Source organism: Cellvibrio sp. (assembly GCF_039207905.1).
GTDB lineage: Bacteria > Pseudomonadota > Gammaproteobacteria > Pseudomonadales > Cellvibrionaceae > Cellvibrio.
In genome coordinates this window covers 65,476-78,682 of record NZ_JBCECX010000021.1, presented here as the reverse complement: position 1 = coordinate 78,682, position 13,207 = coordinate 65,476, and the positions used below count along the sequence as shown (strand labels likewise).

The 13,207-nt window shown below is 45.8% G+C and carries 10 protein-coding genes; 7 read left to right on the top strand and 3 right to left on the bottom strand.

All coding sequences use genetic code 11. The features are described 5' to 3' along the window. Together AAGC78_RS13965 and uxaC are read right to left on the bottom strand one after the other, a co-directional pair. Positions 1–897, bottom strand: an 897-nt coding sequence (locus AAGC78_RS13965; protein ID WP_435784707.1) for an AEC family transporter, incomplete at its 3' end; no start/stop codon positions are given. 95 nt (positions 898–992) lie between these two features. Beyond that, positions 993–2,408 carry a glucuronate isomerase gene (uxaC, locus tag AAGC78_RS13960; RefSeq protein ID WP_435784706.1) on the bottom strand — a complete coding sequence of 472 codons (1,416 nt, stop codon included), beginning with the start codon at positions 2,406–2,408 and terminating at the stop codon, positions 993–995. Positions 2,409–2,890: 482 nt separating this feature from the next. On the opposite strand from uxaC, the gene AAGC78_RS13955 reads away from it, so the two are divergent. From AAGC78_RS13955 to AAGC78_RS13935, 5 genes are all read left to right on the top strand, one after another. Continuing rightward, positions 2,891–3,241 carry a pentapeptide repeat-containing protein gene (locus AAGC78_RS13955; RefSeq protein WP_435784705.1) on the top strand — a complete coding sequence of 117 codons (351 nt, stop codon included), beginning with the start codon at positions 2,891–2,893 and terminating at the stop codon, positions 3,239–3,241. A 163-nt stretch (positions 3,242–3,404) separates the two neighbouring features. Then, entirely contained in the window at positions 3,405–4,706 is a 1,302-nt protein-coding gene (locus AAGC78_RS13950) for a glycosyl hydrolase (protein WP_435784704.1), read from the top strand. Positions 4,707–4,921: 215 nt separating this feature from the next. Further along, positions 4,922–7,186, top strand: a complete 2,265-nt coding sequence (locus AAGC78_RS13945; RefSeq protein WP_435784703.1) for a glycoside hydrolase family 3 C-terminal domain-containing protein — start codon at positions 4,922–4,924, stop codon at positions 7,184–7,186. 70 nt (positions 7,187–7,256) lie between these two features. Continuing rightward, on the top strand, positions 7,257–7,667 hold the full coding sequence (locus tag AAGC78_RS13940; protein ID WP_435784702.1) for an NUDIX hydrolase: 411 nt from the start codon (positions 7,257–7,259) through the stop codon (positions 7,665–7,667). A gap of 145 nt (positions 7,668–7,812) precedes the next feature. Further along, positions 7,813–8,982: a serine hydrolase domain-containing protein gene (locus AAGC78_RS13935; protein WP_435784701.1), complete on the top strand. Its 1,170-nt coding sequence runs from the start codon at positions 7,813–7,815 to the stop codon at positions 8,980–8,982. Positions 8,983–9,031: 49 nt separating this feature from the next. Here the strand turns inward: AAGC78_RS13935 and dinB are convergent, their stop codons facing one another. Beyond that, positions 9,032–10,132 carry a DNA polymerase IV gene (dinB, locus tag AAGC78_RS13930; protein WP_435784700.1) on the bottom strand — a complete coding sequence of 367 codons (1,101 nt, stop codon included), beginning with the start codon at positions 10,130–10,132 and terminating at the stop codon, positions 9,032–9,034. A gap of 224 nt (positions 10,133–10,356) precedes the next feature. Between dinB and AAGC78_RS13925 the strand changes: the two genes are divergently transcribed. Further along, a complete protein-coding gene (locus AAGC78_RS13925) occupies positions 10,357–11,910 on the top strand; it encodes an alpha-N-arabinofuranosidase (RefSeq protein ID WP_435784699.1) in 1,554 nt (517 codons plus the stop codon). A 634-nt stretch (positions 11,911–12,544) separates the two neighbouring features. After that, positions 12,545–13,105, top strand: a complete 561-nt coding sequence (locus tag AAGC78_RS13920; RefSeq protein ID WP_435784698.1) for a hypothetical protein — start codon at positions 12,545–12,547, stop codon at positions 13,103–13,105. Positions 13,106–13,207: the final 102 nt, after the last annotated feature.

Here is a 13,207-nt window from a genome sequence, read left to right as displayed (position 1 = left end):
GAGTGTGGTTTGCGCAATGATATTTGCGGCTAACTCACTATTTCCTTTCATTGCTTGCACCATCACAAAGCTAATCGTTGCTGTTGGTGTCGCAGCCAATAAAAACAAAATAACCAGTGCGTTGCCGTTCACTCCCAGTGCAATCGCAATGCCGCAGGCAATCACTGGCGAGATAATCAACTTCCATACGCACGCGCTAAAAGTGGCTGAATCAATGCGCGCCAGTCCTCTAAATGTCAATGAACCGCCGATGCAAATCAACGCGAGTGGCAGCACCATCTGGCTTAAATATTTTCCGCTTTCCAACAAAATGCCGGGTATTTTTATCGTGAGTGCATTGACTGCAAAGCCTAAAAATATTGCGATGATCAAAGGGTTTTTTACAATGCCTTTAAGTGTGGGGCCAATAGCATCGCGCGCATAATGCAAACTGCGATTGAGCACATACACAGACATTATGTTGTAGAGCACAACCGTCATAGCAACCGGTAGTGATGCCAAGGCCAACCCTTCTTCACCATAAGCATTGGCACAAAATGCCAAACCTAAAATAGCGAGATTGCCGCGAAACGCGCCTTGGATAAAAACACCTTGGTCGCGCACATCTTTGCAGTGCCAGCGCGCGCTTAACAGACTGCCGGTAAACACAATAAAGGTCATGGCACCGAAGGCGATCAGTAAATTCCAATCAGTAATGTGGGATAGATCGGCGGTAGCGCTGGTGCTGAATAACATCACCGGCAAACCGATGGTGTAAACCAAGCGCGATGCGCCGCTAATAAATTCGTCGTTAATCAGCTTGCGCTTTTTCAGCCAGACACCGAGAAAGAGCATCACAAAAATAGGGGCGGTGATGTTGAAGGCGAAGAGAAAGGTATTGAGTGCGTTATGCAACACGTCCAATTTCCAATGTGGCTGGGAAAAAGAGAGGACAAAATAAAAAGCCCGGCGAACCGGGCTATTTTAAACTGCTTTAGCGATTATTCGGGTACTTATTCCGGCACTACAAACGGAAAATAGTTTTTCGCGTTGTTGTAGCAGATATCCTGAATCATCTTACCCACCATTTTGGTGTCGTTTGGTACTAAACCTTTCGCCATATCGCGGCCGAAAATTCCGCACAAAATGCGACGGAAATATTCATGGCGTGAATAGCTCAGGAAGCTGCGGCTGTCGGTGAGCATACCAACGAAGCGGCTCAGCAAGCCCAATTGGCTCAAGGCTTCGATCTGGCGAGTCATGCCTTCCATCTGGTCGAGGAACCACCAACCGCTGCCGAATTGGATTTTGCCGGCGGATGAACCGTCCTGGAAGTTACCGATCATAGTGCCGATTACTTCGTTATCGCGCGGGTTCAGGTTGTAAATGATGGTTTTGGCGAGTTTGTTTTGATCGTCCAAGCGGCCTAAAAACTTGGCCAATGGTTTGGCGTAATTGTGGTCGCCAATCGAATCAAAACCGGTATCTGGCCCCAAGGTGCGGAACAGGCGCGGGTTGTTATTGCGGATCGCACCAATATGGAATTGTTGTACCCAACCTTTAGCGTGATCTTGCAGGGCAAACTCCACCATCATCGCTGATTGGAATTTTTCGATTTCAGTCGCATCCAGGTCTTTGTGGCTGCGAATTTTCAAGAAAATAGTTTTAATTTCTTCTTGCGTGTAATCGGCTGCATAGACAGTTTCCAGCCCGTGATCCGACAAACGGCAACCATTTGCATGGAAATAGTCGTGGCGAATATCGAGCGCTTTGATCAAATCGTCAAAATTATTGATGTTCACATCAGCAGCAACAGCCAGGCGATCCAGGTATTTGTTATAGGCCGCCGTGTCTTCCACCATCATCGCGCGGTCGGGGCGCCAAGTGGGGAGCATCGCTGATTTAAAGGATTTATCCGCTGCAACGGTTTTGTGGTGAGCGAGATCGTGGATTGGATCATCGGTAGTGCACACCATTTTCACGTTGGCCTGGGTCATCAAACCGCGCGCACTGAATTCCGGGGTCGCGAGCAGCTCGTTACATTCATCCCAAGTGCGCTTTGCATTGCTGCTATCAAGCAGGCGGTCGGTGATACCGAACGGCTTGCGCAGTTCCAGATGGGTCCAGTGGTAGAGCGGGTTGCGCAGGGTATGAGGTACAGTTGCGCACCATTGTTCAAACTTTTCCCAATCGTTGGCATCACCGGTGCAGAAACGCTCATTCACGCCATTGGAGCGCATCGCGCGCCATTTGTAGTGGTCGCCTGCCAACCAGACTTCAGTAAGGTTTTTGAATTGCTTATTCTGGCCTACTTGTTCGGGGGGGAGGTGGCAGTGGTAATCAATGATGGGCATGTTTTTGGCGTACTCATGAAAGAGTATTTTCGCCTGCTCTGTGTCGAGCAAAAAGTCGTCGTGGATAAAGCTCATTCTCACAATTCCTCAATAATGCCGAAGCGACAGCGGACCCGCGTGAGGCTGTGCGATGGCAAGATAATTTTTTACGCTCAACGCATGTCTTTAGCTTAGCTCGAAAAATGAGCAGCTAAACCTAATGAAAGGGAGACTGGCTGAAGATTGTTATTCCATCAGGCGCTAACCTGAGGGGATAAGTTTGACCGAGGATTGCCTGCCCATAGGCTAGATTGATAAACAACAATAACCGTAAAAATTGGGCGTGCCGCTATGTTGCAGCTTGTAGGCAAGTGTAACCTGCGCCACTCAAAATACCAACTGGCCGAACGATGCTTTTGACGCCGCGATTACATTTCTTAAATGCCAATGTAACCGTTTTCAGTATAATGTTTGCGGCGCTGGAATCGGTTAAGCAAATCTGGAATTACTGGGCTATAGTCAAACAAATAATGTCAAAACTGTTTGTTGAAACTAAAACCAGCCAAACGGAGCCCGTCATGACCAAGCCTATTGTCCATAGCAATCCTTATTACGAGTTGTTGCGCTCCGAGCGTGTAGCTGAATTCAACCAGCGCAAAGCGCGTGGCGAAGTAAAAGTGGATATGTTACGTGGCGGGGATTTTCGTGGTCTGGATTTGCGTGAGTTAGATGCCAGCGGCCTGGATTTGCGTGATGCGTATTTTCGCGGCGCTGATTTGCGTGGGATTGATTTCCGTACGACGCAATTGGAAGGGGCCAGTTTTTGTCAGGCACATATCTCCGGTTGTTTTTTCCCGCGCGAAATTCATGCGGATGAAATTCGCCTCTCTTTTGATCTTGGTATACGTGTGCGTTACCAGAATAATTGATCTGCACAATTCCAAAACATCCTAAATAAATGTTACTAACCGAATATGGGAAACTCAGGTTTCTTCCGTTCGGCACACGCCTAAAACACTAACAGCTGCGTCATAGACTTATAAAAACGAAAAGTCTTTTACTGAAACTCAGAATATTTCCGAGAGGATAACAATGAAAAAGTTTTGTATGCCGGGATCATTAAAGGTAACGGTGCGTAGTTCGCTTTTTGCGATTGCTGCATTAGCAATTGTGGGTTGTGATAAATCCAGTGAAACCACCGCTCCAGCGAATGCTGAATCAGCAAAAGCAAATGTTGAGCAAACTGTTGCAGTACCGGTTGAAATTAATATCGTCAACAAAAATGCCACCGCAGAAACTCGCTCGCTGTTTGCGTTTATGCTTGAGCAGCGCAAAAAAGCCATTATGTTTGGACATCAGCACGATACCACCCAAGGCTTAACTATCACCACTACCGATGGCACCCAATCCGATACGTTCAATGCAGTAGGTGATTTTGCGGCAGTCTATGGTTGGGATACGCTTTCTATCGTCACACCTAAAATGGAAGGTGATGTAGTTGAGCAAGTTAAAAAGGCTTACGCGCGCGGCGGCATCATCACCGTTAGTTCGCATTTTGATAATCCTATTACCGACAAACAAAAAGGCGAGTGGCCAGTGGGTACTTCATGGGATAAAACACCCGCTGTAGTTGCATCATTACCTGGAGGCGAATTCAATAGTGTTTACAACGGCTATCTCGATCAACTTGCCGACTGGGCAAATAATCTCAAAGATGACAACGGCAAATTAATCCCGGTTATCTTCCGTATCCTCCACGAAAATACTGGCAGCTGGTTCTGGTGGGGCGCTGAGCAATCAACACCGGAGCAATACAAAAAATTGTATCAATACACGGTGGAATATCTGCGCGATACCAAAGGTGTAAACAATTTCCTGTTTGCCTATTCACCTAACAATTTTGCCGATGCTACCGAAGCAAATTATCTGGAACGTTACCCTGGTGATGCATGGGTTGATGTGTTGGGCTTTGATACCTACGGCCCGGCAGAAAATAATGCCGAATGGTTTGCCAACGTAGTGGCTAACGCGGCCTTGGTTGTACGCATGGCTGAAGCGCGTGGCAAGGTGCCGGTTATTTCCGAGATTGGCATTCGCGCACCGGATATCGAAGCAGGCAAATACGACAACCAATGGTATCGCAAATTAATTGGCGGTTTGAAAGCCGACAAAGATGCACGCAATATTGCTTTCTTGCTGACCTGGCGCAACGCTCCTGAAGGTGTCCCCGGCCCGGATGGTAAAAACGTCCCACACTACTGGGTGCCGACCAATCGCGAAGAGAATATTAACAACGGCACTTTGGAAGATTTGCGTGAATTCTACAAAGACGATGCCACTGCATTTAACCGTGACATCTCCGGCGTTTACGGTATTTCAACCAGTGTTAAATAATCGATGATTTTTTAATAGTAAAAACGGCCTTCACAGAAGGCCGTTTTTGTTTATGGCAAAGTAAATATCGGTTAAGTTCCTGCGCCGTTGAAGGCTGCTCGCTAGTATCCCTGAGGCATTTATTTGCGTTTAACAATACTATTGCCCGCTCGTCACAAGGCGAGTGGGTTACAACAAAAATTATATTCGGTCACACAGCAGCAAGAGGCTCAACAATGAAATTAGCTAACAAGGTCAGTTTGATAATCATGGCCTGCACCCTGAGTGGTGCACCATTTACCAGTGCGCAGGATGCAATCGCGCCGCCCAAAAAATTAATCGTCCAACCCTGGATGAAAACGAACATCAGCGCAGCCGAACGCACCCAGCTTGTACTGCAGCAAATGACCCAAGACGAAAAATTATCGCTGGTCGTGAGCTACTTCGGTACCGATGCCCCCTGGAAAAATTTTACTCGTCCTGCTGAGTCGCACCCGCAATCAGCAGGCTTTGTATATGGCGTACCGCGTTTGGGTATTCCCCATCTCTGGTTGGCGGATGCCGGTCTCGGTGTTGCATCGCAGGCGGGGCCAAATATTCGTGAGCGAACCGCTCTGCCATCGGGCATGAATACGGCCGCAACCTGGAATCCACAGGTTGGGTTTGAGGGTGGTGCGATGATTGGAGCTGAAGCGCGCGCATCAGGATTTAACGTGTTATTAGCTGGTAGTGTGAATTTGGTGCGTGAGCCGCGCAATGGGCGTAATTTTGAATACGGCGGTGAAGATCCTCTGCTTGCAGGCGTTATCGTTGGCGAGCAAATCAAAGGTGTGCAATCCAATAATATAGTGTCAACGCTAAAACATTTTGCTTACAACGATCAGGAAACCGGTCGCGGGCAACTGAGCGTCACTATTGATGAAGCCGCGGGTCGCATGTCAGATTTACTCGCCCTGCAAATCGCCAACGAGATTGGTAACCCGGGTTCGGTTATGTGTTCGTACAACCGCGTGAATGGTATTTACGCGTGTGAGAACGAATATTTACTCAACGAAGTGTTGAAAAAAGATTGGGGTTTTAAAGGTTGGGTGATGTCGGACTGGGGTGCAACCCATAGCACCATTCCTGCGGCGAATAATGGTTTGGATCAACAATCCGGTTTGCCGTTTGATGCTGCCGCTTATTTTAAAGAGCCGCTAAAAGAAGCGGTAAATAATGGTTGGGTATCACCCGCGCGTTTGGATGATATGGCTGGGCGCGTATTACATGCTTTATTTGAGCTGGGTGTTATGGATAATCCGGTTCCCGCACCAAGCAATAATATTGATTTCAAAAAACACGGCCTTATCTCGCAAAAAGATGCAGAAGAGGGCATTGTTTTATTAAAAAATGATCCAGTAAAAAATGAAAAATTACTACCTATTGCAAAGGGCGTTAAAAAAATCGCGATCATTGGTTCACATGCGAATGTGGGTGTCCTTTCTGGCGGTGGGTCATCGCAAGTTTATCCATTGGGAGGCATGGCGGTAAAAGGTTTAGGCCCAAAAGTATTCCCGGGGCCAACGGTATATTTTCCATCCTCGCCGATGAAAGCACTGCAAGCCCGTTATCCAAATGCGCGCATTAGTTTTGATGAAGGCACGAATATCGAAACCGCAGCCAAATTGGCTTTAGAGAGCGATCTGGTATTGGTGTTTGCAAACCAATGGACTGCGGAAGCGATTGATGTTCCAAATTTATCCTTGCCTGATAATCAAGATGCACTTATCGCAAAAATCTCCGCTGCAAATTCAAAAACGGTAGTGGTGTTACAAACCGGTGGTGCAGTGTTGATGCCGTGGCTAAATAACGTCGGTGCAGTGGTGCAGGCGTGGTATCCCGGCACCAATGGTGGCGAAGCCATAGCGCGTGTATTGGCTGGCGAAGTTAATCCTTCAGGCCATTTGCCAATTACTTTCCCCGCATCGGAAAAACAATTGCCGCGTCCAGTGGTTGATGGTGATCCCAAAAAACCGGATGAACGTTTTGATGTAAATTATTTTGAGGGCGCGGCTGTTGGTTACAAATGGTTTGAGTTAAAAAACCACCAACCACTTTTCCCATTTGGCTTTGGTTTATCTTACACCGATTTCGCTTACAGTGATTTAAAAGCCGATGTAAAAAATGGCCAGCTAAGCGTGAGTTTCAGCGTAAAAAATACCGGCGCTGTAGCAGGTAAAGACGTAGCCCAAATCTATATTGCCTCTGCGAATACTAAAACCAAATGGGAAGCGCCGAAACGCTTGGGTGCCTTCCAAAAAGTCGATCTAAAACCAGGTGAAACCACCACCGTAACCGTCAATGTCGATCCTCGCTTACTCGCGATCTATCAAAGCAAAGACAAAACCTGGAAAATCACCAAAGGCGAATACGAAATCATCCTCGCAAAATCCACTGCTGAGCCGCAAACCAGTGTGAAGGTGAAATTACCGGCGCGTACATTGGATATAAAAGGTAAGTAGAGTTTTCGGTTAATTACCTACAAGGCGGCATCTGCCGCCTTTTTTAACTAAGGTATTTTTTGGCTTAGATATGAAAGAAGATTTCACCGGCTGCAAGCTCGCTTATATATTCAACGGCCAATTGCTCGTTTATAAACGCGATGACTTTACGCATATCCCTTTTCCGGGTTTATGGGATTTTCCCGGTGGTGGGCGTGAGGGAGATGAAACATCTGAGCAGTGTGTGTTGCGGGAATTGGGGGAGGAGTTTGGTTTATTGTTGGATGAGGCGCGGTTAGTGTTTAAGGCAAAATGGCCGGACTATCTTAATACCGGTAATTCATTTTTCTTTGTTGCTGAGGGGCGTCAAGCAGAGATTGATGCAATTGAATTTGGCAGCGAAGGCCAATGTTGGCAATTAATGGATATCGAAGAGTATTTATCGCATCCACAAGCTATTCCGGTGCTAAAAACCCGTTTGCTGGGCTTTCTTAATTCATAATTGGGTTTTATACCGTGAATCCAAAATGAAGAAGGTTGTGTCTAACTAAAGTGTTGAGTCTAATTCAGTAGATGCGATATAGCCTCTGGGCTGCGTAGATGCCAAAACTATTTCATTAACTATTAACATGAGCAAGGAGTGGTGCATGATAAAAAAAATATTCTTGGGCGTAGTGGCGATAATTTTCATTTTAATTGTCATCGTTGTTTTATATGTCTTATCAATAAGTGCCGCACGGCCAGAACCCGCTCCCGCTGTGAATTCGAGTTTGTATCAGGCGGCTTTTCAATCGGCAGGAACGGAGGCTGATAATTGGCTGAGGTCGATGTATGCCAATAATCAACTGCCATCAATGTCTGCTGCAATTGGTATCAATGGGGATTTGGTGTGGGCTGGTACAACTGGCTATGCTGATCTGTATAAAAAAATACCCGCAACTACTGATACTCGTTACAGAATTGGCAGCATTTCAAAATCCGTTACTGCAGCGGCAGTGATGCGTATGAGCGAGAAGGGAATTCTGGATATCAATAACTCTTTTAATACCTATGTTAAAGATTTTTCCCCGGCTAACACTGGCTACACAATCAAGCATTTGCTCTCGCATCAAGCGGGTATTCGTCATTACACCAAAGGTTTTTCCGAAAATTACAATACCAGTGAATATGCCAGCACCAGGGCAGCAGCATTGATTGTGGAAAATGATGCTTTGTTATTTGCGCCGGGCACCGGTTTTAACTACAGCACTTATGGGTACAATCTGCTTGCATTAGCGATGGAGTCAGCCGCTTCTCTGTCGTTGGAAGAGATTATTACCCGAGAGGTATTTGCTCCTGCTGGTATGAATGCTACACAGTTTGATAAGGCAGGTTCATCTGCTGTGGCGCATAGGGCGGAGCCATATTTATTGATTGGTGATTCCTTGTTTGAGGCTCCTGCCTCCAATCTCAGTGATCGATACGCGGGTGGTGGATATCTTTCTACACCAACAGATTTGGTCAAATTCGGCAATGCGCTAATCGGTAATAATTTTTTAACCGACGAATCAAAGGCTGCTCTATGGACACCGGTGCCTTTAGCTGATGGTGCTATGAACCCTGAACATTATGCCTTGGGCTTTCGTGTGGGGCAGGATGATCTTGGCAGGTTTGTCCACCATGGGGGAATGAGCATTGGCGGTTATTCTTTCTTAATTATTTATCCGGACTTGGGTATTGTGATGGCTTTTGTTTCCAACGTCACTCCGATGGAGTCGTCATTTGATCGGCTTGATGAAGCTAAAAAAGTAGTGCGTTTTTTTAGGCCATCACTGTAGAAGTAAAAGTGGCAGGGTAAGTATTTACTTGTCCTGCATTCTCCGGATTTTAGCGAAGTATTGCGCGTTCTGTTTGCCCGAAATGCTTTTCGCTATTAAAAAGCTCCAGCTGAAAAAACGAATTATTTTCCCGCAAATCAATAAACCTTATACCTACTCCGACCAAACGCACAGGCGAATTTTTTCGTCCGTAAGCTTCTTCGCACAAGCTTTGCAATTCCATTAAGGACACTGCCGTCGCACTGCGTTCAATAGTGGTAATACTAAAGTCTGAAAATTTCAGTTTTACAAATAGCTTGACCACTTTGTAGTCGTCATCCACGCGGCGCAGCCTGATCGCCAATTGTTGGCTAAGTGCGGGAATTTCACGCAGGCAATGGTGCAGGGTAGGTAAATCCTGCGCGAAGGTGTTTTCTACACTGAGGGATTTACGGCGGCGATCTGCTGTGACTTGCCGATCATCAATGCCGCGACTTAAATGATAAAGGCGTGAACCCATTTGGCCATAGCGTTGGGTTAAATCAAAAATCGAAAATTTCTGAATATCACTGCAGGTAAAAATATTCATCTCTGCCAGTTTGTTGGCCATAGCTTTACCTACACCGTAAATTTTTTTTACCGGTAGCTGCGCAACAAATGCTGGAACCTGTTCGGGTGGAATCACAAACTGGCCGTTGGGTTTGTTCCAGTCGCTGGCAATCTTGGCGAGAAATTTATTGGGTGCGATACCGGCAGAAACAGTAATGCCGATTTCATCTTTAATGCGCTGGCGAATTTCTTGCGCAATCAAAGTTGCGCTACCGCGATGGACTTTTGCATCGCTAACATCCAGAAATGCTTCATCCAGCGAAAGCGGCTCAACCAGCTCGGTGTACTCATAAAAGATTTCGCGCATTTTTGCCGATGCTTCGCGATAGGCATCCATGCGCGTGGGCAGGATTAACAAATCCGGGCACAAACGTTTTGCCGTGCTAGAAGGCATCGCCGAGTGCACTCCGTAGCGGCGCGCTTCGTAGTTGCAGGTGGAAATGACGCCGCGCCTATCGCTACTGCCGCCTACGGCAATGGGGCGATGTACAAGGCTCGGGTCATCGCGCATCTCGATGGCGGCGAAAAAACAATCTGCATCACAGTGAATAATTTTGCGCATGAGAATCGGCGGCGTCTGAATTGATGCTGTATTTAAACACAGTATTGGGTGTTTGGCTGCTAGTTGTTGCCATATTGATGGATATCGCTGACACAGATTGGCAGGAGGTAGGGCTAAGGCGGGTAAAAATAGGTTAACTTGTATGACAATATTATCTTGTAGGGGATATTCTCGCTGCCGCTACAGTAAAACAAAACTCTATAACAACAAGCAGGAGATCATTTATGCGAGTCATAAAGCCGCTTATCGCCGCCCTTGGCCTGAGCATCAGTTTCACCGCCTTGGCCGATACCCAACTGAATATCGATACCACGAAAACCGGTCCTGTCATCAACAAAAATATCTACGGTCAATTTGCCGAGCACTTGGGGCGCGGTATTTACGAAGGTATGTGGGTTGGCCCGGATTCAAAAACACCTAACACCAAAGGCTGGCGTAAAGATGTACTGGGCGCGCTGAAAGATTTGCATGTGCCGTTAGTGCGTTGGCCTGGCGGTTGTTTTGCGGACGAATATCACTGGCGCGATGGCATTGGCCCGCGCGATCAACGTCCGGTAAAAGTGAATACCAACTGGGGCGGAGTTGAAGAGAATAACGCAGTAGGTACCCACGAATTTTTTGATCTGGCGGAGTTATTGAACGCCGAGGTTTACATCAACGGTAATCTCGGCACTGGCACTGCGCAGGAAATGGCGGAGTGGCTGGAGTATATGACGGCCGAAGGTAAATCAACGCTCGCAGAATTGCGCCGCAAAAACGGCCGCGATAAACCGTTCCGTGTTCACTACTTTGCTATTGGTAATGAGGCTTGGGGTTGTGGCGGCAATATGACGCCGGAGTTTTACACCAATCTCTACAAACAATATGCGAGCTTCCTGAAAGCACCCGCGCACAATTCACCAAAAATGATTGCGAGCGGCGGCCACACTGAAGATACCAAATGGGCTGATCATCTCACCGCAAATGTAACGCCTAACTGGAGTTTAAAAATGGATGCGGTGAGCTTCCATTACTACACACTGCCCACTGGCGATTGGAAAGTAAAAGGCGCAGCGACCGGCTTCCCGGAGACCGAGTGGATCTCGACTATGGTAAACACCTTGCGCATGGACGAATTCATTATCAACAACAAAAAAGTAATGGATAAAAATGATCCCGAGAAAAAAGTCGGTTTCTATGTTGATGAATGGGGTACATGGTTCGACGTAGAAAAAGGTGAGAACCCAGGTTTTCTTTATCAACAAAACAGCTTGCGCGATGCGATTGTGGCGGCATTGAATTTCAATATTTTCCACAAGCATGCTGACCGCGTTCATATGACCAACATCGCACAGATGGTTAACGTACTGCAGGCAATGATTTTGACTGAGAAAGATAAAATGCTCCTGACTCCAACCTATCACGCGTTCAAAATGTACGTGCCGTTCCAGGATGCGACATCACTGCAGCTGGAATTAAAAGATGTTCCGCAATACACGCTGGGTAAAGCCTCTGTTCCCGCTATTAGCGCAACCGCTGCGCGCGGAAAAGACGGCAAAACCTATATTGCATTGGTTAATGCGAATCCCAATAAAGCCGAGACTGTGAATGTGAATCTCGCGGGAGCAAAAGTCACTGGTGCAAAAGGCCAAGTGCTGACAGCAACTGCTATGGATACGCACAACACCTTCGCTAGCCCCAACACAATTAAGCCTGCAAGCTATAGTGCGAAAGCGAAAAACGGCAAGCTGTCATTGGCGATCCCCGCTAAGGCGGTGGTGGTGGTTGCGGTAGAGTAATATTGTTTACTCGACTCAAGCCGCCGCTGGGCTTGAGTCGAGTAGTTAGCTCATATCTAACGGGCTGCGAACTCCTCTCCTTCCTTTATTCAGCACATGCGTGTAAATTTTTGTTGTTTTTATATTGCTATGTCCGAGTAATTCCTGAGTCACTCTTGTGTATTCGTCATAAGAAAATATCATCAACACATTAATGATGTTTAATTGTTTGTACGGCCGATACACCTTCGCTTTCCCTTCCTGCAAACTTATTATAAAAAACATTAGCGCATTGAGTACTGTTCGCTAAGTATTGATGGATGAATTTAAGTTGGCGCCAGACACGATAAAAATGTATTTAGCTCAGCTACTATCTCTGATAAGCGGCGTATATCATCTAACAATGATAGCGCACCGCGTGAAAAGTCAGTAAAAGCATAGGTTTATATTGGCTGAGAAATGACGTATAAAGTGATAACCGGCGAGAGTACAATCATATGTGCGCCGCTTATCAAAATCTGAAAATATAAAGCGCAAGTCAAGCTACTGATCTAAATAGAATTATTGATACAAGCTAGGATTTTCAAAAATGATAACCGGCGAAGTGATATGCGGCTTCAGCCGTCTAATAAACTGTTATACAAGGAGGCTCCATATGGAATCGTTTAAAGGCCCGTTAGGGAGCCACACAAACTATATAAATTACATAGTGATACCTAATTTAATAGATTACTTTAATCTTCAAGAAAAAAACAAAGAACAGAGAAATATAGAAACACCTCACAAATATGAAGAAATGAGAGTTTACCTAAATGCTATCGAGTCTTTTAACAATATCCTTGAATATTTCTATTATGAAAATGAAGAATCGCTTAAAACTCATGGGTTGAAAAAATATAAAGAAAACGTTGCAGCGAGGAACCCAATTTTTTTGGAAGTTGCAAATATAGCTAATGCATACAAGCATTGCGTCAGAGAACATAAGTCCATAAAAAATACAAAAGTTGCTTGGGCTAAAGACCTACAAAATCCTCGGCTGGAAGTGGAAATTAATATACCAAAAATTGAAAAAATAAGAGTAAAAGAAGATATTGAAGTAAATGTTACATATTCTTTTGAATGGCCAATCTCCAGCCATGAAAAAACAATATCTGAGGCATTTCGGTTTTTAGTATCATATAGCAATTCACATGGCGCTAATTTTAACTATATATAACAAAGTGTTCCAACACCGTTCTGAACTTCCCCTGATTTAATTGACTCTTCTGTTAATATGGACAAAGTTTTAAGTAGCTATTCGCGTTAACGGAATTGGAAA

Bases quoted from the DNA above. Each gene is read 5' to 3' on its own strand.
- uxaC (WP_435784706.1), bottom strand. From the start codon at position 2,408: ATGAGCTTTATCCACGACGACTTTTTGCTCGACACAGAGCAGGCGAAA.
- AAGC78_RS13955 (WP_435784705.1), top strand. From the start codon at position 2,891: ATGACCAAGCCTATTGTCCATAGCAATCCTTATTACGAGTTGTTGCGC.
- AAGC78_RS13950 (WP_435784704.1), top strand. From the start codon at position 3,405: ATGAAAAAGTTTTGTATGCCGGGATCATTAAAGGTAACGGTGCGTAGT.
- AAGC78_RS13945 (WP_435784703.1), top strand. From the start codon at position 4,922: ATGAAATTAGCTAACAAGGTCAGTTTGATAATCATGGCCTGCACCCTG.
- AAGC78_RS13940 (WP_435784702.1), top strand. From the start codon at position 7,257: ATGAAAGAAGATTTCACCGGCTGCAAGCTCGCTTATATATTCAACGGC.
- AAGC78_RS13935 (WP_435784701.1), top strand. From the start codon at position 7,813: ATGATAAAAAAAATATTCTTGGGCGTAGTGGCGATAATTTTCATTTTA.
- dinB (WP_435784700.1), bottom strand. From the start codon at position 10,132: ATGCGCAAAATTATTCACTGTGATGCAGATTGTTTTTTCGCCGCCATC.
- AAGC78_RS13925 (WP_435784699.1), top strand. From the start codon at position 10,357: ATGCGAGTCATAAAGCCGCTTATCGCCGCCCTTGGCCTGAGCATCAGT.
- AAGC78_RS13920 (WP_435784698.1), top strand. From the start codon at position 12,545: ATGGAATCGTTTAAAGGCCCGTTAGGGAGCCACACAAACTATATAAAT.